This is a genomic window from Vibrio rumoiensis (genome assembly GCF_002218045.2).
Lineage (GTDB): Bacteria > Pseudomonadota > Gammaproteobacteria > Enterobacterales > Vibrionaceae > Vibrio > Vibrio rumoiensis.
Window position 1 is genome coordinate 1,195,095 of the sequence record NZ_AP018685.1, and the last position, 25,282, is coordinate 1,220,376.

The following is a 25,282-nucleotide window of genomic DNA, read 5'->3' on the forward strand; positions in this document are numbered from 1 at the left end:
ACCATCAGGAAGATGAGTAACAACAATAAGGGAGTAGTAGCGCATGACGGATGTACCCGCGCTAAATATCAAAGACTTACATAAAACCTTCGGCAAGAATGAAGTATTAAAAGGTATCTCTCTTTCTGCTAATAAAGGTGATGTTATTTCTATTATCGGTTCTTCAGGATCGGGTAAGAGTACTTTTCTTCGTTGTATCAATTTGTTAGAGACGCCAACCTCGGGTGAGGTATGGGTTAATGGTGAGTTGATCCAGATGAAGACCAACCGTAAAAACGAAACCTCGCCAGCTAACGATAAACAAGTTCAAAGAATCCGCTCACGCCTTGCTATGGTATTCCAAGGTTTTAATCTGTGGTCGCATTTAACTGTGCTAGAAAATGTGATCGAAGCTCCAGTTCACGTATTAGGTATCCCTAAAGCTCAAGCGATTGAAAATGCAGAATTGCTGCTTAAAAAAGTAGGTTTGTATGATCGTAAAGATTATTACCCGGGACACCTTTCAGGTGGTCAGCAACAACGCGCTGCTATTGCACGTGCTTTAGCGGTAGATCCGGAGGTGATGTTATTTGATGAGCCCACTTCCGCACTTGACCCTGAGTTAGTCGGTGAGGTGCTAGGTGTGATGCGTGATTTGGCTGAAGAAGGCCGCACCATGTTAGTGGTTACGCATGAAATGGCTTTCGCACGAGATGTTTCCAGCCATGTTATGTTTCTTCATCAAGGAAAAGTTGAAGAAGAAGGTGCCCCAGAGAAATTGTTTAGTAATCCTGAATCGGAACGCTTTAAACAGTTTATATCTTCGGTCTATTAACCCCATAATCAAAAGAAATTAACTAAAAAATTCAGCGACAAACAGTATGTGAGTACGCTGGTATAAACTTTGCATCCTTTACACTTTAACAAAAGGACCTTGAAGGATATGAAGTAAGCAACAAACAACACAACATTATAAAAGTGATAATCACAGGAGTATGGATATGAAAAAGTGGTTTTTAGCAGCAACACTTGCCGCTACAGCTTTATCTGGGGTGGCGCAAGCCAAGGATTGGAAAACAGTACGGTTTGCAACAGAAGGGGCTTATCCTCCATTTAATTACACGCAAGCCGACGGTACGCTCGCTGGTTTTGATGTTGATCTTGCTAACGCTCTATGTAAAGAAATGGAAGCAAAATGCCAGATCGTTGCTCAAGACTGGGATGGTATTATTCCTGCACTTCTTGCTCGTAAATACGATGCCATTATCGCGGGTATGTCGATCACAGAAGAGCGTAAGAAGAAAGTGGCTTTCACCCATAAGTACGCGCTTATCCCAAATAAATTTATTGCGAAAAAAGGGGCTGACATCACTTTCACCAAAGAAGGCCTGAAAGGCGTGAAAATTGGTGTTCAACGTTCAACGACGCATGATCAATATATTGAAGATAATTACAAAGGTATCGTCGATGTATCTCGTTATGGCACGTTTGATGAAGCTTACCTTGATTTAGAAGGCGGCCGTATTGATGCAGTTTTCGGTGATGCATCCGCACTGCAAAGTGGCATGCTAGATAAAAAAGAAGGTTATGAATTTACCGGCCCATCTCTAACGGATGCAAAATGGTTTGGTGATGGCTTTGGTATCGCGGTTCGCAAGCAAGATAAAGATTTAGCGGATCAGTTGAATAAAGCAATAGACTCATTACGTGAAAAAGGTATTTACCAGCAAATTGCTGCTAAGTACTTCTCGTATGATGTTTATGGCGAATAAGCCGCGTTAAAATAAAGAGGCCAGTGTTGAGCTGGCCTCTCACAAAATTAGACCTTTATGATGTTAGATTTTTTACAAGGTTATGAGCACACCATTTTACAAGGCGCTTTGGTTACGATTGAAGTCGCATTGCTATCTTTGGTTGTTGCCGTGTTACTCGGCATTTTAGGCGCGTTAGCGAAACTTTCGCCTTATCGCTGGGCGCGTGTCATTGCGACCGCCTATACCACCATCATTCGTGGTATTCCTGATCTCGTGTTGATGATGCTAATTTTCTTCGGTGGTCAGATTTTATTAAACAACTCTCTCTATTCACTGAATGAGCAAATCAATAGCTGGATGACCAGCTATAACGCTGGCCATGAATGGACGGCTTATCTTCCCGATTATATCGATGTTAGCCCATTTACGGCAGGTGTACTCACCATCGGCTTTATCTTTGGGGCTTATATGGCGGAAACTTTCCGTGGCGCAATCATGGCGGTCGATAAAGGGGAGTTAGAAGCAGCAAAAGCCTATGGCATGAGTAGTGTGATGTCTTTTCGCCGTATCTTGTTGCCACAAATGGTGCGTCATGCGATTCCAGGTTTTGGTAATAATTGGTTAGTTTTACTTAAGACCACAGCGTTAGTTTCAATCATTGGATTAGATGACATGGTACGCGTTGGGGCATTGGCTGCCGGTTCGACTAAGATGCCATTTACCTTTTATATGACGGTATCGGTTATCTTTTTATTCTTTACTAGCGTTTCTATTGGCCTACTTAGGTTGTTGGAACGTAAATACACATTACATACGAGGTAAGCATGGATTTTTCAGTCATTATTGACAGCTTGCCTTTATATTTTGAAGGCTTATGGACCACGTTTTGGTTGGTTGGGTTAGCGCTCATTATTGGGCTAGTGATTGCGATTCCTGCCGGCATTGCTCGAACAAGCAAAAATTATTTTATTAACTTTCCCGTGTGGTGCTATAGCTACTTTTTCCGAGGCACGCCATTACTTGTTCAGCTTTACCTGATTTACTACGGCAGTAATCAGTTCATGCAGGTACGAGATACGCTATGGGAACATGCTTGGTTCTGTGCGTTGGTTGCTTTTGTCCTCAATACCGGAGCATATACCGCAGAGATCTTTGCTGGTGCTATCAAAGGGCTTGATAAGGGCGAGATTGAAGCCGCGAAAGCCTATGGCATGTCGACATGGAAGATATATCGTCGAATCATCTTGCCGAGTGCGCTGCGTCGAGCACTACCTGCTTATAGTAATGAAGTGATCTTTATGCTGCATGGATCTGCGGTCGCCGGTATTGTTACCGTGATGGATATTACAGGGGTAGCACGCTTGGTGAACTCACGTACTTACGCGCCTTTTGAAGCTTTCTTCACTGCGGGCATTTTCTACATGATTTTGAGTATGTCGATTATTTACGCGTTCAAAGTAACGGAAAAACGACTATTGGCTTATGCAAGGCCTTTAAGTTAATAAGGCTCGTGTATTGTGATAAAAACGCCGTTAGTCGAGAACTAACGGCGTTTTATTTTGTTTGTCGCTTAATGTGGTGAGATTATTTGAACTCAGACCAAATAGGGGCATGATCTGAAGGTTTCTCAATACCACGCAATTCGTAATCAATACCGGCATCAACACAGGTTCCAGCCAGCTTTGGTGTCGCTAAAATCACATCAATGCGCAGGCCACGGTTGTCATCAAAGCCACGTGAACGATAATCAAACCACGAGAATTGGTTATCAACAGTTGGGTGCAGGTTACGGAAGGTATCTTCAAAACCCCAATCCAACAAAGTCTTTAGCCATTCACGTTCTTCAGGTTGGAAAGAACACTTCCCGGTCTTTAACCAACGTTTGGCATTTGGTTCACCAATACCAATATCCAGATCAATTGGGCTAATATTAATATCACCCATCACGATGATTTGTTCATCACTGTTATGGTGAGTATTAAGGTGAGTCATTAAATCTTTATAAAACTGACGTTTGTATGGAAACTTGGTTTCATGGTTGATGTTATCACCCTGAGGAAAGTAACCATTCATTATAGTGGTAGGGATGCCATTATCATCTTCAATTGTTACGCTGATCATGCGCTTTTGATGTTCATCGCTATCGGTGGCAAAGCCTTTTTGTACGGAAATCGGCGCTTTTTTGCAGAGCATGGCTACCCCATAATGCGCTTTTTGACCATGAAAATAGACGTGATAGCCCATGGCTTCGACATCTTCTAATGGAAAGGCTTCATCATGCACTTTGATTTCTTGCAGGCCAATTACATCGGGTTGATGCTTATCGATAATGGCTTGTAGTTGATGAAGGCGTGCGCGTAGGCCGTTTATATTAAATGAGATTACTTTCATAGTAGATCGTCCAATCCGTGAGTATTGATTATCGCACCATCATACAGAGCATTTTAGCGATAGGGTATGCTGTTGGTTTTGTTTGTTGAATTTGTACTCAATAAAAAAGACAAAAAAACGCTGAGCAAGAATGTTACTCAGCGTGGTTTTTATCAGCTCGCTATTATTCGTAGAACCAGTAACCTTTATTAATTAGCTCAGTCAGTAGTGTGATGGCGGCTGGGATACTAGTCAGTGATGATAAAGTTTGTGCTTCAATATCATCATAGTTACACAAAATATTCGCTAAAGGCTCTAAACCGGCTTCAAGTTCAAACACCTCACCATTGATGAATAAAGTGTTTGGATTATTCTCGTGATAGTTCGCACGTAGACCAGCCACTTTATATAATGGTTGCTCGGTTTGAATATACTGCATGACATCATCCATAGTGAGGGGCTCTTCCGGTACGATGATGTTGAGCTGGTGACGTGATTGGCTTAGCATACAACCTAAGAAATCTTCAATTCTAGCTTGTTCTTCAAAGGCTTTTTTCAACATGCCAGTGAGCAGCAGTGTATCGGTAGTTTGGATCATTCCCGAGCCCGATTGCGTTTTTTGCTCTGGGTTATGTAAGTGAACATCACCAATGTCGTGCGCCAAAATATAATCAGCAAAGTTACTTAATAGTTCTTGTTCTTTTGGGGAGCGAAAACCGACAGAGTAGCTCATTGAAGGCTCTAGCGCGTAGCCATCATGTGGGAAGCCTGGTGGAATATACAAGATATCACCCGGTTCAAGCACATCATCAATAATGGCATCAAACCCTTTGATTTGACGTAACGCTTGCGCTTGAATCACTTCTTCATATTGACCTTCATCCTTCGCACCCACGCGCCAGTGACGCTTTCCTAGTCCCTGGCAAATAAACACATCATATTGATCGATATGTGGACCAACTCCGCCATTTTCGACGGCAAAGCTAATCATTAAATCATCAAATAACCAACCTGGCATGGCTTTGAATGGTTCAACTAACTGAGCGGCTTCTGGGTGCCAATGGTTGGCAGCTTGAACGATTAAAGACCAATGGCTTTCGGGCAGCTGAGCGAATTTATCTTCGTCAAACGGGCCATGTTCCGCTGTCCATTGTTTTTCTTTATTTGACACAAAACGTGAATCAATGACTTTTTCCATGGATAACCCAGCAAGTTCGTCAGGAGAAAGTGGGTCAGTGAAGCCATTTTCTGGAGAATCAGTAAATAAACCACCTTTAATGATGGTGGGTTTTTTCTGCCAGTATTCGGCTAGAAATTCTTCTAGAGAAAAAGAAAGTTGATACATGATGGGCCTACAGTTGGATTGAATCGGAACAGGGCGCAGAGTGTAACAGAAAAGAGGGGACAAATTGAGGATGTTATTGAAGATTTGAAAGTTGAGTGCATGTTATATTCATAGTAACTAATGCTAGCCAGAGACAAGGAGTCGTCATTGAAAATTATACAAGCTAGGTTATTAGATATTGATATGGTCAGCCATTTGTTTGATTTGTATAGGCAGTTTTATGGTCAATGTTCTGATATCGAAAATGTTCAATCATTCATCTCAGCACGATTAATGGCATCAGATTCGGTGATATTTTTAGCGTTAGATGAAGAAAATATACCTATGGGGTTTGCTCAACTTTACCCTTCATTCTCATCCGTAGCTATGAGCAAAATGTGGTATTTGAATGATCTTTATGTGGTGGAATTACATCGTAATAAAGGTGTAGCAAGAGCACTTTTGAGAAAAATTAAAAACTATGCGAAGGAAACGAATGCATTGACTGTGAAATTAGCTACAGCAATAGATAATGTTTCAGCACAGAAGCTTTATGAAGCGGAAGGCTATAAAAAAGTAACCGAATTTGAGCACTATACGCAACGAGTCGAATAATCTATTAGATTACGGTTAATAAAAAGGGCCAGCCGAAGCTAACCCTTGAGGCGTCATCCTGAATAACGACGAAGGAGTGTCGTTCAGGATCTCCTAAAGCTATTGGCTTCACAGCTTAACGTAGGAGATTCCAAACAGTTCGTTCCTCACTTTTGGAATGACGAGTATTAATTTTTTCGAGACCCGTTTCTTATTTCAACAAGTCCGTCAGTTTAACCGCATCACCAATGTAGTTGGCTGGCGTCATTTGTTTTAGACGTGCTTTTTCATCCGCAGGGATTTCAAGACCATCAATAAACGCACGCATACCTTCACCATCAACACGTTTACCACGAGTTAATTCTTTCAGTTTCTCGTAAGGTTTTTCGATACCGTAACGACGCATTACTGTTTGTACCGGCTCAGCCAATACTTCCCAGTTTTTGTCTAATTCTGCTTCTAGTGCGGCTTGGTTAACTTCAAGCTTGCTGATACCACGCATAACGGAAGAGTATGCGATCATTGCATAACCACAACCAACACCTAGGTTACGTAAAACCGTTGAGTCAGTTAGGTCACGCTGCCAGCGAGAGATTGGCAGTTTTTGAGCAAGATGACCGAAAATCGCATTGGCTAAACCTAGGTTACCTTCCGAGTTTTCAAAGTCGATAGGGTTAACTTTATGCGGCATGGTTGAAGAACCAATTTCGCCAGCAATGGTTTTTTGCTTAAAGTGACCTAGGGCAATGTAACCCCAAACATCACGGTCGAAATCAATCAAGATGGTGTTGAAACGGGCAATCGCATCAAATAGTTCAGCAATGTAGTCATGCGGTTCAATTTGAGTGGTGTACGGGTTCCAATCAACGCCCAGTGATTTGGTGATGAACTCTTCACTAAAGGTATGCCAATCTAGTTCAGGGTAAGCTGAAAGGTGAGCGTTGTAGTTACCTACGGCACCATTGATTTTCGCTAGAATTTCAACATTAGCGATTTGCTTGTATTGACGTTCCATACGGTACGCCACGTTCGCCATTTCTTTACCCATTGTTGAAGGTGAAGCGGGTTGGCCGTGAGTACGAGAAAGAAGAGGGATGTCACGATATTCAACCGCGAGTGCTTTAATTGCGTCAATCACTTCGCGAATTGCAGGTAGAATCACTTCATCACGTGCTTCTTTAAGCATAAGCGCGTGAGAGGTGTTGTTAATGTCTTCAGAAGTACAAGCAAAATGGATGAATTCGCTGACTGCATGTAATTCAGGTAGTGCTTCTACTTTTTCTTTTAGGAAATACTCAACCGCTTTTACATCGTGGTTGGTTGTGCGCTCAATCGTTTTGATGCGGTTGGCATCATCTTCGCTGAAGTTTGCCGCAATCTGGTTAAGATATTGGTTTGCTTCGTCACTGAACGCAGGTACTTCTGCAATTGCAGCGGTTTCTGCAAGCTTCTGTAACCAACGAATTTCAACGATAGTGCGGTACTTTAATAGCCCGTACTCGCTGAAGATGCTGCGTAACGCAATCGTTTTACTTCCGTAGCGGCCGTCTACCGGTGAAACAGCAGTCAATGCTGACAGTTCCATGTGTATCTCCTGAATTAAATTGAGTTAGATTGAAATGGGATAAAAAGGTTTTGCATGTCGTGAGCGATTAGGCTCTAGCCAGTAAAATTTTAGCTTGCTCAAGCATTTTCTTACGACCTAATAATAAGTGACGGCGTTTACCACCCACTTGGCGCCATAATACTGCGCAGCGCACACCAGCTAATAATAGAGCACGAACTTTGTGTTGATTGGTCGTTTGCTGTAACACGGCTGGCGTACCAGATACTTGGATTCGAGGGCCAACAGGGCTGATCACGTCTAAATAAACATTCGCAAGATTGCTGATCATTTGCTCGTCTAATAAGTCATAGTGCTCAGTCTGGCGCTCAATGGTGGTTAAGCGGTCACCGAGTTGCGACATAGAATCAGGACGGGCATTAAGTTTACGCTCTAATGACATGATACTAATAATGTAGCGAGTGGCTTCACTGCCAGTTGGTGAGCTATCAATACCATTAATTAGGGTTTCAAATCCAAGCTTTAAATTGGCTTCATCACCAAACACATCTAACGTGTTACGGGGGTTCATGTTGATGATGGTTTTTAGCGTTGTTTCAAGTGCTGCAGAATCACAATGTCCGTTACGCGCAACTTGTTGAACAAGTGCAACTGCTTGGCAGATGCCAGCGAAAGCGATGGTACGGTCATAAAGAGTGTTTGCCACGTTTATTTCTCCTACAAAACAGACTTAAAACAACAGAGTTAGAGAGTCTCGACTATAAACGAAAGGGCTACGAATAGCCCTTAATTGTCAATGCTTGATTAAATGCGTGCCTCGATGATACCGCCGCCGAGACAAATGTCTTGCGAATAGAATACCGCAGATTGTCCAGGAGTCACAGCAACTTGAGGTTCATCAAAAATAACTTTGATGGTGTTCTCGTCGATAGGCTCAATTACGCATGGAATATCTTGTTGGCGATAGCGAGTTTTGACTGTGCAACGCAAAGGTTCAGTGATGACTTTTCGATCAACCCAATGCAGTTGTGAGGCAATCAACCCCGTCGATTTTAAGAGTGGGTGATCACCGCCTTGAACGGCAATTAATACGTTACGTTTAAGATCTTTTTCAGCAACATACCATGGGTCTTCATTACCGCCACCGCCTTTTTGGCCGCCAATATGCAAGCCTTTACGCTGGCCTAATGTGTGGTACATCAATCCTTGGTGCTCACCGATTACTTTGCCTTCTGGCGTCTCGATATTACCAGGTTGAGCCGGTAAATAACGCGATAAGAAATCGGTAAATTTACGCTCACCAATAAAACAAATGCCGGTTGAATCTTTTTTCTTGGCGGTGATTAAACCTTGTTCTTCCGCAATACGGCGAACTTCCGGTTTTTCTAAATCACCAACAGGGAATAAGCTACGTGCTACTTGCTCATGGCTTAGTGTGTACAAGAAATAGCTTTGGTCTTTATTGTTATCTAAACCACGAAGCATTTGTGGCAATTCGCCCGCTTTAACTTGTTTTACTGTTGGGAATGTGCGACGAACATAGTGCCCCATCGCAATATAGTCAGCATCGAGGACTTCATCAGCAAATTCTAAGAAGGCTTTAAATTTGATTTCTTTGTTACACAGAATATCGGGGTTAGGGGTGCGGCCTGCTTTGTATTCCGCTAGGAAATATTCAAAAACATTGTCCCAGTATTCCGAAGCAAAGTTAATGGTATGCAGTTCAATGCCTAGTTTGTCACAAACAGCCTGCGCATCAGCGAGATCTTCTGCGGCAGTGCAATACTCTTCATTATCGTCTTCTTCCCAATTTTTCATGAAAAGACCTTCAACTTGATAACCTTGCTGCTGGAGCAGGTAAGCTGAAACAGAAGAATCGACACCGCCGGACATTCCGACGATTACTTTTTTATTAGCGTTTTCTAGCTTTTGGTTGTTATCTGACATGCAATGTATACCACAAAATTAATCTGGGTCGAATTCTAACAGAAAGTTATCAGGGGTGACAGATCCTAGAATAGTAGAAATGGCTTACTGGGTACTGTTTGCTTAAACTTTAATATGTTTGTATTGTCCCGGCTGTAAATCTCCTAAGGACCATTCGCCAATTGAATAGCGAATTAATCTTAAGGTTGGAAAGCCAATATGCGCGGTCATTCGTCTTACCTGTCGATTTCGACCTTCAATAATAGTGATGGCAAGCCAGGTGGTTGGAATATTCGCGCGAAATCGAACTGGGGGATTGCGAGGCCAGATTTCAGGTTCAGGCATAACTTCCACTTTGGCGGGGAGGGTCGTACCATCTTTTAGTTCAACACCACGGCGTAGCTGTTCTAAGTCTTCTTCAGAAGGTGTTCCATCAACTTGTACCCAGTAAGTTTTTTGTGCTTTTGATGATGGTTGGGTTATTTTCGCTTGTAAAATACCATCGTTGGTTAACACCATTAAACCTTCGCTATCTCGATCCAATCTACCCGCGGCATACACCTCTTTTACATCAATATAGTCGGCTAAGGTTTTACGTTTCTCACCATCGGTAAATTGGCTAAGCGTATCGTAAGGCTTATTAAAGAGAAGTACGATACGGTTTTCTTCCGTGACACGAGGAATATGTTGGGTGCTTTTTTGCTTTGGCCGTTTAGAATATCGGTTCGACGAGCTGCTATTCCTACCTCTACTTCTGGTCGGATCTGTTTTAAACTTATGACTCGACGGTGTCTTTTTAGAGGGAATGTTTGGGCTAGACATGTTAACTACCTTGCAAAAATGTAAACAAACGGGGTGGCTAAGTTTTAATAATTTTAGAATTGATCTAGTATGGTGCCGCTAAAAGAAGAAGATGATAGACCATTAACTCGAATTTGTTTAATTCATTCTCGAATTTCTTACCCAAGAGAGTTCGGATGGAATATTAAATAATATCCCTGTCATCAAGTTATCGTTAAATGACTTTGACGTGACTTTGAAAGGGTATAAGTGAACGAAGGCAGCTGTGCTAAAAATTATCTGGTATAGCTAACATCTATTATCTACCAACATAGAGAAAGGTCGAATGATCTGACCATTTTCTTGAGCCACACAGCCAATCTCATCTATTAAGGCTGTTCGAAATATATAGGGAAATTCAATGCCTACCACAGATCAAATGAAAAATAAGCAGCCAACTATTATTTACACTATTACTGATGAAGCGCCAGCTCTGGCAACTTACTCATTATTGCCGATTATTCGTGCTTATACTGCTTCTTCAGATATCAATGTAGACACTCGCGACATTTCATTAGCGGGTCGTATTATTGCGAACTTTCCTGAATACCTAACTGAAGAACAACGTATTGGTGATGCTCTTTCTGAATTAGGTGAGTTAGCGAATACTCCAGAAGCTAACATTATTAAATTACCTAACATCTCAGCGTCAATTCCTCAGCTACGCGCTGCGATTAAAGAGCTTCAAGCCAAAGGGTACGCGTTACCTAACTACCCTGATGAACCAAAAACAGATGAAGAACGTGCGATCAAAGAAACGTACGATAAAATTAAAGGCAGTGCGGTAAACCCAGTTTTACGTGAAGGTAACTCGGATCGTCGTGCGCCACTTTCTGTTAAAAATTACGCGAAGAAAAATCCACATTCAATGGGTGCGTGGGATGCCAATTCTGCTTCACATGTTGCCAGCATGTCTGAGCAAGATTTCTACGGTAGCGAAAAATCAATCACTATTGATGGGGCGCGTAATGTGCGCATCGAACATGTTGATGCCGGTGGTTCGGTGGAAGTACTGAAAGCCCCATTTGCTCTGCAAGATAAAGAAATTATTGATGCGGCGGTTCTTAATAAAGCGGCTTTAATTGAGTTTTTTGAAAAACAAATTGATGAAGCAAAAGAGCAAGGCATTCTTTTATCTTTGCACTTGAAAGCAACAATGATGAAGGTTTCAGATCCGGTTATCTTTGGTTATGCAGTTAAAGTCTTCTATAAAGATGTGTTTGCTAAATACGGTGACTTATTTGCAGAGTTAGGCGTTGATGTGAATAACGGCATTGGCGATGTTTATAGCAAAATTGAAAACTTGCCTGCTGAACAAAAACAAGAAATTGAACAAGCATTAGATGCAGTTTATGCGACTCGCCCTGCATTGGCGATGGTGGATTCTGACCGTGGTATTACCAACTTGCACGTTCCAAGTGATGTCATTGTCGATGCTTCAATGCCTGCTATGCTGCGCTCTTCTGGCAAAATGTGGAACAGCGAGGGGCAGCTACAAGATACTAAAGCAATGATCCCAGATCGTTCATATGCAGGTGTTTATCAGGCGGTTATTGATTTCTGTAAAAAGAATGGCGCCTTTGATCCAACGACCATGGGTAGTGTTCCAAACGTAGGTCTGATGGCTCAAAAAGCAGAAGAATACGGTTCACATGATAAAACGTTCGTAGCGAAAAAAGCTGGCGTAGTACGTGTAATTGACGAAAACGATACAGTTTTACTTGAGCAAGATGTTCAGGAAGGCGATTTATTCCGTATGTGTCAGGTTAAAGATGCACCAATTCAAGATTGGGTGAAACTGGCAGTCACTCGTGCGCGTGATGCAGGTGTACCAGCGGTATTTTGGCTTGATGAAAATCGCGCTCATGATGCAGAGTTGATTAAAAAGGTAAATGCCTACTTGCCACAACATGATACTACTGGTCTGGAAATTAAGATTTTAGATCCTGTAGCGGCAACCAACTACTCTCTTGAACGTATCAAAGATGGTCTAGATACTATTTCGGTAACTGGTAACGTATTACGCGACTACCTAACCGATTTATTCCCAATTCTTGAGTTAGGCACGTCAGCGAAAATGTTGTCAATCGTCCCACTGATGAGTGGCGGTGGTTTGTTTGAAACGGGTGCTGGTGGTTCTGCACCTAAGCACGTTCAACAAGTTGAAAAAGAAAACCACTTACGTTGGGATTCTTTAGGTGAATTTCTTGCTTTAGCCGCCTCATTAGAGCATCTAAGTACGGTAGCTAATAACCCTAAAGCGAAAGTATTAGCGGAAACTTTAGACAAAGCGACGGGCCAATTCCTTGATGAAAATAAATCACCATCACGTAAGGTTGGTGAGTTAGATAACCGTGGTAGCCATTTTTACTTAGCTTTATATTGGGCTAAAGCATTAGCGGAACAAACAAAAGATGCTGAACTAGCACAGCAGTTTGGGCCTATCGCCGCTGAGCTTGCCGAAAAAGAAGAGAAAATTGTCTCGGAATTAAATCAAGCACAAGGCATTGTGGGTGACTTAGGTGGTTACTATTTATTTGATGAAGATAAAGTTTCTTCATTAATGCGCCCAAGCGAAACATTGAATCAAGTGTTAAACGCATTACGCTAATTATAGCGTGATAGGTAAAACTAATAGGGCGCTCATTATGTGGGCGCTTTTTTTATACTTAGCGTTTTATCGGTAGATGGGGAAATGCATCAAATAACATTGGGCAAAAAAGAGTACAAGCCATACAAATCAATCGCTGTATTTGTATGGCCATATAGATAACAGAAAGGTTAGTGAGAAGGTGTGTTACCTATTTATTTTCACTATCAATTGGCATGACTAGACTAGCATGGGAGCCTTTTGGGCCTTTTTCAACTTCGTAGGATACTTGTTGTCCTGCTTTTAACGTTCTGTACCCATCCATCTGAATAGTAGAGTAGTGAGCGAAAATATCACCTTCTTCTCCTTCAGGACAAATGAAGCCAAATCCTTTGGCGTTGTTAAACCACTTAACTGTACCTGTAGCCATGCTTTACATCCCTCATGCTTTTTAAAGATATAACGGTTAATTTTTTAACCACTTCAGAACACAATTTAGACAATCACAGCCAACAGTCAATAGTTGTGGGTGATAATTCTTGGTGTAATAACAAAAATAGCGATATGAGTTTAACTTTTACTTAACAATGTGTTTTCTCGTTTACATTCAAAGGCGAAGTTTTCTTATATGAACTGCTGTCTTTTTAAGCGGTTGGCCAGCGAGTGTAACGGAATAGCAATCTTTTATTTGCAGGGATACAATTGGTGCATTAGTCTCTAAATAAGAAGACAGATTGATAGCTTTGTTTTCCATCAATATTGTCCATAAAGTAGAATTAGACATGAATAAGCAATACCAATGGACTTCACCAGATGTCGATCTTCTGGAAAATGAGAAGACCAAATTGAAGCCACCGGCAATGTATCATGTGATACTCAATAATGATGATTACACGCCGATGGATTTTGTGATTGAAATACTGAATCGTTTTTTCTCTATGGATTTGGAGAGTGCGACTCAGGTAATGTTAAAAGTGCATTTTGAAGGCAAAGCAATTTGTGGCACATATACCGCTGAAGTTGCTGAAACGAAAGTCATGCAAGTAACGATGTATGCTCGTGAAAATGAACATCCTTTATTATGTACAATGGAACAGGTGTAACCTGAGATGGCTTAGGCTTTAGCTGGATATGAACAGAGTAATTGTTCTTTGGGGAGGTAGCTATGCTAAATAAAGAACTAGAAATGAGCTTGAATAGCGCATTTATGCGTGCCAGAGAAAATCGTCATGAGTTCATGACGGTTGAGCACCTTTTATTAGCGCTGCTCGATAATGATTCTGCTCATGAAGCTTTATCAGCTTGCCAAGCAGACATCGAAACATTACGTCAAGAACTCGAAGCTTTTATTGAGCAAACGACGCCCTTAATTTCAACTGCCGATGAAGAACGAGAAACTCAACCAACGTTAAGTTTCCAACGAGTCCTTCAACGGGCAGTTTTTCATGTTCAATCTTCAGGCCGCAATGAAGTCGCGGGTGCTAATGTCTTGGTTGCTATTTTTAGTGAGCAAGAATCTCATGCTGCTTACCTTCTGAAAAAGAATGATGTAAGCCGTTTAGATATCGTTAACTTTATTTCTCATGGTATTCGTAAGTCAGGTGACGATGCGGATGGAAGTACCAATGATATTACCAGTGAGCAACCGCAAGAAAATAATTCAGAAGAACGTCTAGACAGTTTTGCCACTAATCTCAATGAAGTAGCGAAGAAAGGCCAGATAGATCCATTGATTGGTCGAGATGTTGAACTGGAACGTACTATCCAAGTGTTATGCCGTCGTCGTAAAAATAACCCTCTTTTAGTCGGGGAGGCCGGTGTGGGTAAGACGGCTATTGCAGAAGGTTTAGCTTGGCGAATTGTTGAAGGCCAAGTCCCTGACGTTATCAAAGATAGTGTGATCTATTCACTGGATATTGGTTCATTGCTAGCCGGGACTAAATATCGTGGAGACTTTGAAAAACGCTTTAAAACAATCCTTAAACAGCTAGAAAAAGAAAAAGATACGATTCTCTTTATCGATGAAATTCACACTATCATTGGTGCTGGAGCCGCTTCTGGCGGGCAGGTTGATGCCGCAAATCTCATTAAACCGCTATTAAGCAATGGTAAATTACGTTGTATTGGCTCGACTACTTATCAAGAATACAGCAGTATTTTTGAAAAAGAGCGTGCGTTGTCTCGCCGTTTCCAAAAAATTGATATTTTGGAACCTTCGATTGATGATACAACGAAAATTCTTATGGGGTTGAAAAGTAAATATGAAGAGCATCACCAAGTTCGTTTTAGTAATAAAGCGTTACGTGCTGCTGTTGAGCTTTCCGCTAAATATATCAATGAGCGTCACCTACCAGATAAAGCGATTGATGTTATCGATGAAGCAGGGGCCCATTGTCGCTTAGCGCCTGTAGGTAAGCGTAAAAAAACCGTTAATGTGGCAGATATTGAAGCGATTGTAGCGAAAATCGCTCGTATACCTGAAAAGTCAGTATCGTCTTCTGATAAAGAAGTGCTATCTCGTTTAGATAGTCGACTCAAATTACTGGTATTTGGACAAGACCCTGCCATTGAAGTGTTATGCGAAGCGATTAAGTTAACTCGTGCGGGTCTAGGGCATGATAATAAGCCCGTTGGTTCTTTCTTGTTTGCTGGCCCGACAGGGGTTGGTAAAACAGAAGTCACGGTACAACTGTCTAAATTACTAGGTGTTGAGTTATTGCGTTTTGATATGTCTGAGTATGGAGAGCGCCATTCCGTTAGCCGTTTGATCGGTGCGCCTCCTGGTTATGTTGGATATGATCAAGGGGGCTTGTTGACGGATGCGGTAATTAAACATCCTCATTCAGTTGTGTTGCTTGATGAAATAGAAAAAGCGCATGGTGATATTTTTAACTTGTTATTGCAAGTGATGGATAACGGTACCTTAACGGATAACAATGGGCGTAAAGCCGATTTCCGAAATGTCATTTTAGTGATGACCACCAATGCCGGCGTTCAAGAAACTGAAAAGCAATCAATAGGCTTAATTCAGCAAGATAATAGTCATGATGCGATGGCAGAAATTAAGAAGGTCTTTACTCCTGAGTTTAGAAACCGCCTAGATAATATCATTTGGTTTAATAGCTTGAGTGAAGAAATGATTCATCAAGTAGTTGATAAGTTCATTGTTGAACTTCAAGCTCAGCTTGATGGTCGAGGAGTGTCCATGGAGGTTTCTGAAGAAGCTCGTCATTGGTTAGCGCAAAAAGGCTACGATAAAACCATGGGGGCAAGGCCGATGGGACGTGTGATTCAAGATAAGTTGAAAAAGACACTTGCTAATGAATTGCTCTTTGGTTCGCTAGTCAATGGTGGAACAGTGAAGGTGACATTGAGCGGAAATAGTGATGAACTTGAATTTAGCTATTTAAATCAAGAAGAAGCCGTGCTCTAATCTGAGACTGTTTGATGTTGACTTTGAAATGAAGGCGGTATCAATTCAAAAGCTCTTACCTTTAAAGCGGTAGGGGCTTTTTTATTGCATATCGTTCGATGTGTTGAGCTAAGACGTTGCGCGATTTGTTAATGATGTTTTCAGTATCTAAGTATTGCAGCTATAAAAAACCGAAGCCTAAGCCTCGGTTTTTTTAATTAGGGGCTAAACGGTATCATTACCATTTATACATTAACGAATTAACGTGCGCGGAAGACGATACGGCCTTTAGATAAATCGTATGGAGTCATTTCTACAGTCACTTTATCACCCGTAAGGATACGGATGTAGTTTTTACGCATTTTGCCAGAAATGTGTGCCGTTACTACGTGACCATTTTCTAATTCTACGCGGAACATAGTGTTTGGTAATGTGTCAAGGACAGTGCCTTGCATCTCGATTACGTCTTCTTTTGCCATTTAATCCTCTTACCGAAATTTGGCTTATTCTTAACCGCTAGATTGAGCAGTCAATTTAGGGGTAATAATGCTCAAGCAATGAATAAATATATACTTGAGTTTAAAGTTGTTGCGTATTCTACCCTTGCCAACGCTGATTTACTAGCTTTTGATGACGTTGAAAGCGAACTTTGTAATTCATAGCAGGGCAGTCATCAATTTGATACCCCAAATAAAGCCATTGTTTCTGCATCGTTTTACATTGCTTTAGTTGCAATAGGACGCAAAGAGTCCCAAGGGATAGTGGGTGTTCGGGTTCATAAAAGGTATAAAACGCGCTTAAGGAATTGGATAGGCAATCGGTCACTGCAATTGCGATGAGTTTATTTTCATCATATAGGTGTAAGTATTGAGGTTTAATCCAATCGGAGAGAATAAAACTTTCAAATACTTCTTTATTAGCCGGATACATACTGCCAGTTTGATGTCTTGCTTCAATATAACGTTCATATAGATTGAACCAATCGTTATCGAGTTGAGGCTTGAGTTCCCAAGAAATGTGCTTGGCTTTATTCAATAATCGTTTTTGACTTTTTGACCATGTGATGTCTGGGATGGAAACTCGAATAGATTGGCAAGCTTGGCAAAACTGGCAGTGAGGTCGATAAATCATCGCCCCGCTTCTACGAAAGCCATTAGCAAGGAAAACTTCATAATGAGCAGGAGTATGTAAAGCCTCATCAAGAATAACCGCTACACGTTCTTCTTGGTTGTCTAAATAACTGCATTGACTGGATGGAGTTAAGCCTATTTTTATTTGAGTAGGTTCCATCATCATTGCCCTTCGTCTATTTTTAACATGCAAGTTGTAAAATCACGATTGGTTGGTTCGTGCTGTAATATGGTCATTTGTGATAAGAAGTCGGTACGTTGAATTTCCGCCACTCCTAGTTTTTCTAAGTGCGGATTCATTATTTGGCAATCTATTAACTGCCCACCGACACCAGCAAAGTGTTGACATAAATGCCAGAATGCAACTTTAGATGCATTACTTTCAATAGAAAACATCGACTCACCACAAAATAATTGACCGAGTTTGATGCCGTATAAGCCACCAACAAGCATGTCTTCTCTCCATACTTCAACAGAATGGCAGAAGCCGAGGTGGGCTAATTCAATATAGGCATCAATCATCTCTTGAGTGATCCACGTTTCTTCAGGAGGGCGAGTACTTGCGCATAATTGTATGACTTGTTCGGTTGCGTGATTTAACGTAACGGTTAATTTAGCACGTCGGACGTGCTTTTTTAGGCTTTTCGAGGGTGTGAATTTGTGAGGCGATATAACGGCTCGTTTGGCTGGACTCCACCATAGAATCGGGTCTTGTTCGGAAAACCAAGGGAATATGCCGTTTTTATAGGCGTTAATGATTCTATGAGGAGATAAGTCTCCACCAAAAGCTAATAACCCATCCGGCTCGGTTAGTGCCGATTCAACATCAGGAAAGGAATCTTCGTATTCATCTAAGCATGGTAAGTAAATAGTCATTTATATCGTTTAACCAATGAATCAAGTCATTTGATGATAGCAATATTTAGACTGGCACTAAATCTCGTTTTTCGTTAATCTCAAACTCATTAAGGGCTTTGTCCCACAATTAAATCGCTTAAAGCAAGGAATGTATTAACGAATGGAAAGTCTCACTCTTCAACCTATCCAAAAAATTTCAGGGGAAATCAATCTTCCTGGTTCAAAAAGTGTTTCTAATCGAGCATTATTACTGGCTGCTTTAGCTAAGGGAACAACGCGTTTAACGAATCTATTAGATAGTGACGATATTCGACACATGTTGAATGCTCTGACTAAGCTCGGTGTATCATTTGAATTATCTGAAGATAAAACGGTATGTGAAATACAAGGCAATGGTGGTGTATTTTCTATCGATGGTTCTTTAGAGTTGTTTTTAGGTAATGCAGGGACGGCAATGCGACCTTTAGCAGCAGCGTTGTGTCTTGGTAAAGGCGAGTTCGTGTTAACTGGTGAACCAAGAATGAAAGAGCGCCCAATTGGTCATCTTGTGGATGCATTAAAAGAAGCTGGGGCGTCGATTGAATATTTAGAAAATGAGAATTACCCACCAATCAAAATAACTGGCACAGGTTTGAAGTCTGGAACGGTGACCATTGATGGTTCGATTTCAAGTCAGTTTCTAACGGCTTTTTTAATGTCAGCGCCACTTGCTGACGGTGATATCACGATTAAAATCGAAGGCGAGTTAGTTTCCAAGCCATACATAGATATTACTTTAGACATTATGGCTAAGTTTGGCGTTAATGTTCTCAATGAAAACTATCAAACCTTTACTATTTTGTCTGGTCAATCTTATCAAAGTCCTGGTCAATACTTGGTCGAAGGTGATGCATCATCCGCTTCTTACTTTCTCGCTGCCGCTGCAATTAAAGGTGGAGAAATTAAAGTGACAGGTATTGGTAAAAACAGCATTCAAGGTGATATCCAATTTGCAGATGCACTCGAAAAAATGGGCGCAGAAATTGAATGGGGCGAGGATTATGTTCTTTGTCGCAAAGGGCAATTAAATGCCATTGATATGGACTTTAACCACATTCCAGATGCGGCGATGACCATCGCGACAGCAGCACTTTTTGCTAATGGCACTACGGTTATTCGTAATGTTTATAACTGGCGAGTGAAGGAAACGGATCGTTTAGCGGCAATGGCAACAGAGTTGAGAAAGGTTGGAGCAGAAGTCGAGGAAGGTCATGACTATATTATCATTACACCTCCCGCTCAGCTACAGCATGCGACGATCGATACTTATGATGATCATCGCATGGCAATGTGCTTTTCGTTGGTCGCGTTAAGTAATACTCCTGTAACGATTAATGATCCTAATTGCACTTCAAAAACTTTTCCAAATTACTTTGAAAAATTTAATGAATTAAGTCAGATGGTCTAAAATCATACATAGTTAGAACGTTTATTCAGCCTCACTTAGCGTGGGGCTTTTTTTGATAGGGATAAAATCTCATCGGTTTCATTATTATTCGATATATTGACTAATAATCCATGCATAGACAGCCTAATTTCGCTATAATTTTGCGCTTTAAATACGTCATATTTCTTGAGCATAGCTTGCTCACATAGACCCCGGAGAAAATGTATGTTATCTCAAAGCCCGGTAATCACTGTTGATGGGCCAAGTGGTGCAGGGAAAGGTACCTTGTGCATGATGCTTGCGGATAAGTTGAATTATCACTTGCTTGATTCAGGCGCTATCTATCGAGTATTGGCTTTAGCCGCGATTCATCATGGTGTTGATACTGAGTCAGAAGATGCACTTGTGCCGCTAGCTAACCACTTAGATGTACAATTTATTGCTGACGGTGACTTAGTTCGAGTTATTTTGGAAGGTGAAGACGTATCAAAAGAATTGCGCAAAGAAGAGACTGGAACGGCAGCATCCAAGGTAGCTTCTTTACCTCGCGTGCGTGAAGCATTATTACGTCGTCAGCGTGCATTTAGCGCCGAACCAGGCTTGGTGGCTGATGGTAGGGATATGGGCACAGTTGTCTTTCCTAACGCAGAAGCGAAAATATTCCTAGATGCGAGTGCTGAAGAAAGGGCACAACGCCGCTTGAACCAGTTGCAACTAAAGGGCTTAAGTGGTAAATTCGACCAACTTTTATGCGATATTCAAGAGCGTGATGATCGTGACCGCAACCGAGCTGTTGCCCCATTACGCCCAGCAGATGACGCATTAGTGATTGATTCCACATCACTTTCTATTGATGAAGTGGTAGAAATTGCGCTAAAATTTATAGAATCTAAACTCATTAAATAATAGTCTGTTTTTAGGAACAACCATATTTAGTGATAAGGACCGTCGGTCGCAAGGATGATGACTGGCTAATTTATCAACCCCATGCGGTAGGATACCCATGGACGTTTAATTAATTGAAGATCATATATAATGACTGAATCTTTTGCTCAACTCTTTGAAGAGTCGCTAAACGAACTAGAATTCCGCCCAGGTACTATTGTTAAAGGTACTGTTGTTGCAATCGAGAACGGTTTCGTTCTTGTTGACGCAGGCCTAAAATCTGAATCTGCTATTCCAGCTGAACAATTCAAGAACGCTGCTGGCGAACTTGAAGTTGAAGTTGGTGCTGAAGTAGATGTAGCACTTGACGCGGTAGAAGATGGCTTCGGTGAAACTCAACTTTCTCGTGAGAAAGCTAAGCGCCACGAAGCTTGGATTGTACTTGAGAAAGCATGTGAAGAAGCTGAAACTGTTGTTGGTATCATCAACGGTAAAGTTAAAGGCGGTTTCACTGTTGAATTAAACGGTATCCGTGCATTCCTACCTGGTTCTCTAGTAGACGTACGTCCAATTCGTGACACTGCTCACCTAGAAAACAAAGAGCTAGAGTTCAAAGTAATCAAGCTTGATCAGAAACGTAACAACGTTGTTGTTTCTCGTCGTGCTGTTATCGAATCTGAAAACAGTGTTGAGCGTGACGAACTTCTTGAAACTCTACAAGAAGGCACAGAAGTTAAAGGTATCGTTAAGAACCTTACTGACTACGGTGCATTCGTTGACCTTGGCGGTGTAGATGGCCTACTTCACATCACAGATATGGCTTGGAAGCGTGTTAAGCACCCATCTGAGATCGTAAACGTTGGTGATGAAATCCTAGTTAAAGTTCTTAAGTTTGACCGTGAGCGCACTCGTGTTTCTCTAGGTCTTAAGCAACTAGGCGAAGATCCATGGGTAGCAATCGCTAAGCGTTACCCTGAAGGTCACAAACTAACTGGTCGTGTGACTAACTTAACTGATTACGGCTGCTTCGTAGAAATCGAAGAAGGCGTTGAAGGTCTAGTTCACGTTTCAGAAATGGATTGGACTAACAAAAACATTCACCCTTCTAAAGTGGTTAATGTTGGCGATGAAGTTGAAGTTATGGTTCTTGATATCGACGAAGAACGTCGTCGTATCTCTCTAGGCCTAAAACAATGTAAAGCTAACCCTTGGCAGACTTTCGCTGAAGCGCAAGCTAAAGGCGACAAAGTAACTGGTAAGATCAAGTCTATCACTGACTTTGGTATCTTCATCGGTCTTGACGGTGGTATCGACGGTCTAGTTCACCTATCTGACATTTCTTGGAATGCTCAAGGTGAAGAAGCGGTTCGTGACTACAAAAAAGGCGACGAAATCTCTGCAGTAGTTTTAGCAGTAGATGCTGATCGTGAGCGTATTTCTCTTGGCGTTAAGCAAATGGAAAACGACCCGTTCAACAGCTACGTTGCTGACAACAAGAAAGGTACTCTTGTAAACGGTACTGTAACTGCAGTTGACACGAAAGGTGCTACAATTGAATTACAAGAAGGTGTTGAAGGTTACATCCGTGCTTCTGAAGCATCACGTGATCGTATCGAAGACGCATCTCTAGTATTCAGTGTTGGTGACAGTGTTGAAGCGAAATTTACTGGTGTAGACCGTAAAAACCGCGTAGTCAACCTATCTATCAAAGCTAAAGATGAAGCTGAAGAGCAAGAAGCAATGGCGACACTAAACAAAGCTGATGAAGCTGCGTTTGGTAATGCTATGGCTGACGCATTCAAGGCTGCTAAAGGCGAATAATTCATTTGCCTATAGAAGGGGGCCTGAAAGGGCTCCCTTTTTTCGATAAGAAAGAGAAAAGTGAGGGAATCACCTATGACTAAGTCAGAATTAATTGAAAGACTCTGTGCTCAGCAAACCCATTTATCAGCAAAAGAAGTTGAAGATGCCGTAAAGGATATTCTTGAACATATGGCTTCTAAGTTGGAAGAGCGGGATCGTATTGAAATTCGTGGTTTCGGCAGTTTTTCTCTACATTATCGTGAACCACGTGTTGGACGTAACCCTAAATCAGGTGAAAAAGTGGAATTGGACGGTAAATACGTTCCTCACTTTAAACCAGGAAAAGAACTACGCGAACGTGTTAATAACAGTATCGCGTAAGGTCAGTAGTGTTATGTGATCCACGGGATTAGAATTTCAGAAAAGCGGCACTCGTCAGATTGCCGTTTTTTTATGCGTAAAATTCAAACTATTGTCAGTTTAATGATGAATATTTCCATCTTTCAATTGATTGGCAATGGAGTGTCAGACAAATTTACTGCATAATCTAAGAATCATTTCGCTGTATGAAAGGTGGTAATTATGAAAATTATAAAAATTATTTTGGTTATCGCACTTTTTCTGATTGCCTTGGCGTTAGGTGCTGAAAATCAAGAAACAGTGACATTTAATTATCTTATTGCTCAAAATGAATTACCGCTCTCCTTGTTACTCGGTATTGTTTTTATTGTTGCCTTTGTAATGGCTTGGTTAATTTTTGGCAGTCTATATCTGAAATCTAAATTAACAGTGCTTCGTTTACGAAAACAGTTGAATAAAGCACAGGCGTCTTCTTCAAAGCCATCAGAGCAGTTACCTGAAATCAAAGGTTAGGTTTATTCGTTAATGCTAGAGCTACTTTTTCTGTTATTACCAATCGCCGCTGCTTATGGCTGGTACATGGGTAATCGCAGTGCTCGACAAGATAAACAAGAACAATCCCATCAGATTTCTCGCCAATACGTGAGAGGTCTAAACCTCCTATTGTCTGAACAATCAGATAAAGCGGTTGATCACTTTATTGAACTCCTTCAAGTTGATGATGAAACCATCGATACTCACTTAGCATTGGGGAATTTGTTTCGGTCACGCGGTGAGGTTGATCGTGCTATCCGTATCCATCAAAATTTAATTACCCGCGAAGGACTGACGGTCGATCAAAAAAATCTCGCGCTACAGCAGTTAGCAAAAGATTATATGGTTTCAGGTTTTTTTGACCGTGCCGAGAAAATTTTTGAGCAGCTGATTGAAGAACCTGAACATCGAGAACAAGCACTACAGCAACTTGTCACCATCTACCAACAAACTCGTGAATGGAATAAAGCCATTCAATATGGTGATGCCTTAGTGGCGATGGGGCGTAAGAAAATGCGTCGAGATATCGCACATTATTGGTGTGAAATTGCTATGCATGAATTAAGTTTGACCAATACATCGAAAGCAATTCTTTATTTCAAAAGAGCTTTAACAGAAGATCCAAATTGTGTGCGTGCAAATATTGCATTGGGTAATATCTATTTAGAGTCTGATGATTATAAGCAAACCATTCAATGCTTAGAGAAAGTACTTGAACAGGATATTGATTACATTTCTGAGATTTTACCAACGTTGGCTGATTGTTATTATCAAATTGGGCAAGAAGCAGGAATGTTAGAATTTTTGAAAAAATGTATTGCTAAGAAAGCAGGGGTATCCGCAGAGTTAATGTTAGCCCAGATGGTTGCTCAACATGAAGGCATTGCAGCAGCCCAAACATTACTGACTCAACAGCTTATCAAAAACCCAACAATGAAAGGGTTCTATCGATTAATTGATTACCATATTGCTGAGGCTGAAGAAGGTCGAGCAAAAGATAGTTTGACCACTTTACAAGAGATGGTTGGGGTGCAAATGAAAGCCAAGCCTCACTATCAATGTCGACAATGTGGTTTTGCTACTCATTCCATTTATTGGCACTGTCCATCCTGCAAAGGGTGGGGAACAATAAAGCCAATTCGTGGATTAGATGGTGAGTAGTGTTCACATCCTAGATTACCCCCCAAGTCCATTTACCATGAATAGAGGAAAGCGAATGTTAGACCCAAAAGTGATTGTTGCCTTAGATTATGAAAATCAAAATGATGCATTAGCTTTCGTGGATAATATTGATCCTACACAATGTCGACTTAAGGTTGGCAAAGAAATGTTTACTCTATTTGGCCCTGGTTTTGTTCGTGAATTACACAAGCGTGGTTTCTCTGTTTTTTTAGATCTTAAATTCCACGATATTCCTAATACTTGTTCAAAAGCCGTAAAAGCAGCGGCGGAACTCGGCGTTTGGATGGTTAATGTTCACGCTAGTGGTGGAGAGCGTATGATGTCGGCATCACGCGAAATCCTTGAACCTTATGGTCAGGATCGTCCATTACTGATTGGGGTAACGGTATTAACCAGTATGGAGCAATCGGATTTGGCTGGTATTGGACTTGATGTCACTCCTCAAGAGCAAGTTAAGCGTTTAGCTAAGCTAACACAACAAAGTGGCCTAGATGGGGTGGTATGTTCGGCACATGAGTCTTCAATATTGAAGGCTGAGCTAGGAAAAGATTTTAAGTTAGTGACACCTGGTATTCGCCCAGTAGGCAGTGCAGCAGGAGATCAGCGCCGTATTATGACGCCGGCAGAAGCAATGGTTGCAGGTTCTGATTACTTAGTTATTGGCCGCCCAATTACTCAAGCTGAGCAGCCAAACCAAGTTTTGTTGGATATCAATGCTTCATTGAATGTTTGAGAACTGAAGATAAATAAG

Annotated in this window: 25 protein-coding genes; 15 read left to right on the forward strand and 10 right to left on the reverse strand. The window is 41.3% G+C overall.

What is annotated here, in order from left to right:
* The first annotated feature begins 43 nt into the window (after window positions 1–43).
* The 4 genes from VRUMOI_RS05525 (at window position 44) to VRUMOI_RS05540 (ending at window position 3,235) form a co-directional block, all read left to right on the forward strand.
* Complete coding sequence (locus tag VRUMOI_RS05525; protein ID WP_089138641.1) at window positions 44–814, forward strand: ABC transporter ATP-binding protein; 771 nt, start codon at window positions 44–46, stop codon at window positions 812–814.
* 166 nt (window positions 815–980) lie between these two features.
* Complete coding sequence (locus VRUMOI_RS05530; RefSeq protein ID WP_162598344.1) at window positions 981–1,751, forward strand: ABC transporter substrate-binding protein; 771 nt, start codon at window positions 981–983, stop codon at window positions 1,749–1,751.
* 60 nt (window positions 1,752–1,811) lie between these two features.
* A complete protein-coding gene (locus VRUMOI_RS05535) occupies window positions 1,812–2,555 on the forward strand; it encodes an ABC transporter permease (RefSeq protein WP_089138643.1) in 744 nt (247 codons plus the stop codon).
* A gap of 2 nt (window positions 2,556–2,557) precedes the next feature.
* Window positions 2,558–3,235 carry an ABC transporter permease gene (locus VRUMOI_RS05540; RefSeq protein WP_089138644.1) on the forward strand — a complete coding sequence of 226 codons (678 nt, stop codon included), beginning with the start codon at window positions 2,558–2,560 and terminating at the stop codon, window positions 3,233–3,235.
* Between the two features lie 82 nt (window positions 3,236–3,317).
* Here VRUMOI_RS05540 and xthA read toward each other — a convergent pair whose 3' ends face one another.
* On the reverse strand, window positions 3,318–4,124 hold the full coding sequence (gene xthA / locus VRUMOI_RS05545) for an exodeoxyribonuclease III (RefSeq protein ID WP_089138645.1): 807 nt from the start codon (window positions 4,122–4,124) through the stop codon (window positions 3,318–3,320).
* Between the two features lie 163 nt (window positions 4,125–4,287).
* Window positions 4,288–5,448: a ribosomal protein uL16 3-hydroxylase gene (locus tag VRUMOI_RS05550; protein ID WP_089138646.1), complete on the reverse strand. Its 1,161-nt coding sequence runs from the start codon at window positions 5,446–5,448 to the stop codon at window positions 4,288–4,290.
* A 147-nt stretch (window positions 5,449–5,595) separates the two neighbouring features.
* Here VRUMOI_RS05550 and VRUMOI_RS05555 point away from each other — a divergent pair, with 147 nt between their 5' ends.
* Window positions 5,596–6,042, forward strand: a complete 447-nt coding sequence (locus VRUMOI_RS05555; protein ID WP_089138647.1) for a GNAT family N-acetyltransferase — start codon at window positions 5,596–5,598, stop codon at window positions 6,040–6,042.
* Window positions 6,043–6,232: 190 nt separating this feature from the next.
* On the opposite strand, the gene purB is transcribed toward VRUMOI_RS05555, so the two are convergent.
* From purB to VRUMOI_RS05575, 4 genes are all read right to left on the reverse strand, one after another.
* A complete protein-coding gene (gene purB / locus VRUMOI_RS05560; RefSeq protein ID WP_089138648.1) occupies window positions 6,233–7,606 on the reverse strand; it encodes an adenylosuccinate lyase in 1,374 nt (457 codons plus the stop codon).
* A gap of 67 nt (window positions 7,607–7,673) precedes the next feature.
* Complete coding sequence (gene hflD, locus VRUMOI_RS05565) at window positions 7,674–8,291, reverse strand: high frequency lysogenization protein HflD (RefSeq protein WP_089138649.1); 618 nt, start codon at window positions 8,289–8,291, stop codon at window positions 7,674–7,676.
* Between the two features lie 98 nt (window positions 8,292–8,389).
* Entirely contained in the window at window positions 8,390–9,532 is a 1,143-nt protein-coding gene (mnmA, locus tag VRUMOI_RS05570; protein WP_089138650.1) for a tRNA 2-thiouridine(34) synthase MnmA, read from the reverse strand.
* 102 nt (window positions 9,533–9,634) lie between these two features.
* Complete coding sequence (locus tag VRUMOI_RS05575) at window positions 9,635–10,333, reverse strand: rRNA large subunit pseudouridine synthase E (RefSeq protein ID WP_089138651.1); 699 nt, start codon at window positions 10,331–10,333, stop codon at window positions 9,635–9,637.
* Between the two features lie 397 nt (window positions 10,334–10,730).
* Between VRUMOI_RS05575 and VRUMOI_RS05580 the strand changes: the two genes are divergently transcribed.
* Complete coding sequence (locus tag VRUMOI_RS05580) at window positions 10,731–12,962, forward strand: NADP-dependent isocitrate dehydrogenase (protein WP_089138761.1); 2,232 nt, start codon at window positions 10,731–10,733, stop codon at window positions 12,960–12,962.
* Window positions 12,963–13,152: 190 nt separating this feature from the next.
* On the opposite strand, the gene cspD is transcribed toward VRUMOI_RS05580, so the two are convergent.
* Window positions 13,153–13,371, reverse strand: a complete 219-nt coding sequence (cspD, locus tag VRUMOI_RS05585) for a cold shock domain-containing protein CspD (protein WP_089138652.1) — start codon at window positions 13,369–13,371, stop codon at window positions 13,153–13,155.
* 352 nt (window positions 13,372–13,723) lie between these two features.
* Here cspD and clpS point away from each other — a divergent pair, with 352 nt between their 5' ends.
* Together clpS and clpA are read left to right on the forward strand one after the other, a co-directional pair.
* Complete coding sequence (clpS, locus tag VRUMOI_RS05590) at window positions 13,724–14,044, forward strand: ATP-dependent Clp protease adapter ClpS (RefSeq protein ID WP_089138653.1); 321 nt, start codon at window positions 13,724–13,726, stop codon at window positions 14,042–14,044.
* A gap of 62 nt (window positions 14,045–14,106) precedes the next feature.
* Window positions 14,107–16,374 (forward strand): ATP-dependent Clp protease ATP-binding subunit ClpA, encoded by a 2,268-nt coding sequence (gene clpA, locus VRUMOI_RS05595; RefSeq protein ID WP_089138654.1) that lies wholly within the window; start codon window positions 14,107–14,109, stop codon window positions 16,372–16,374.
* Between the two features lie 239 nt (window positions 16,375–16,613).
* Here the strand turns inward: clpA and infA are convergent, their stop codons facing one another.
* From infA to aat, 3 genes are all read right to left on the reverse strand, one after another.
* A complete protein-coding gene (gene infA / locus VRUMOI_RS05600; protein ID WP_001040192.1) occupies window positions 16,614–16,832 on the reverse strand; it encodes a translation initiation factor IF-1 in 219 nt (72 codons plus the stop codon).
* 118 nt (window positions 16,833–16,950) lie between these two features.
* Window positions 16,951–17,649, reverse strand: coding sequence for an arginyltransferase (locus VRUMOI_RS05605; RefSeq protein ID WP_089138655.1), 699 nt, complete (start codon window positions 17,647–17,649; stop codon window positions 16,951–16,953).
* Window positions 17,646–18,359: a leucyl/phenylalanyl-tRNA--protein transferase gene (aat, locus tag VRUMOI_RS05610; protein ID WP_089138656.1), complete on the reverse strand. Its 714-nt coding sequence runs from the start codon at window positions 18,357–18,359 to the stop codon at window positions 17,646–17,648. The genes VRUMOI_RS05605 and aat overlap by 4 nt, the downstream gene beginning before the upstream one ends.
* A gap of 142 nt (window positions 18,360–18,501) precedes the next feature.
* On the opposite strand from aat, the gene aroA reads away from it, so the two are divergent.
* From aroA to pyrF, 7 genes are all read left to right on the forward strand, one after another.
* A complete protein-coding gene (gene aroA, locus VRUMOI_RS05615) occupies window positions 18,502–19,788 on the forward strand; it encodes a 3-phosphoshikimate 1-carboxyvinyltransferase (RefSeq protein ID WP_089138657.1) in 1,287 nt (428 codons plus the stop codon).
* A gap of 204 nt (window positions 19,789–19,992) precedes the next feature.
* A complete protein-coding gene (gene cmk, locus VRUMOI_RS05620; RefSeq protein ID WP_089138658.1) occupies window positions 19,993–20,673 on the forward strand; it encodes a (d)CMP kinase in 681 nt (226 codons plus the stop codon).
* A gap of 129 nt (window positions 20,674–20,802) precedes the next feature.
* The gene (gene rpsA / locus VRUMOI_RS05625) at window positions 20,803–22,473 is read left to right on the forward strand and encodes a 30S ribosomal protein S1 (RefSeq protein WP_089138659.1); all 1,671 of its coding nucleotides are present in this window, start codon (window positions 20,803–20,805) and stop codon (window positions 22,471–22,473) included.
* Between the two features lie 75 nt (window positions 22,474–22,548).
* Window positions 22,549–22,836: an integration host factor subunit beta gene (ihfB, locus tag VRUMOI_RS05630; protein WP_089138660.1), complete on the forward strand. Its 288-nt coding sequence runs from the start codon at window positions 22,549–22,551 to the stop codon at window positions 22,834–22,836.
* A gap of 201 nt (window positions 22,837–23,037) precedes the next feature.
* Window positions 23,038–23,328 (forward strand): LapA family protein, encoded by a 291-nt coding sequence (locus VRUMOI_RS05635; protein ID WP_089138661.1) that lies wholly within the window; start codon window positions 23,038–23,040, stop codon window positions 23,326–23,328.
* A gap of 12 nt (window positions 23,329–23,340) precedes the next feature.
* A complete protein-coding gene (gene lapB / locus VRUMOI_RS05640; RefSeq protein ID WP_089138662.1) occupies window positions 23,341–24,510 on the forward strand; it encodes a lipopolysaccharide assembly protein LapB in 1,170 nt (389 codons plus the stop codon).
* Window positions 24,511–24,565: 55 nt separating this feature from the next.
* The gene (gene pyrF / locus VRUMOI_RS05645; protein WP_089138663.1) at window positions 24,566–25,264 is read left to right on the forward strand and encodes an orotidine-5'-phosphate decarboxylase; all 699 of its coding nucleotides are present in this window, start codon (window positions 24,566–24,568) and stop codon (window positions 25,262–25,264) included.
* Window positions 25,265–25,282: the final 18 nt, after the last annotated feature.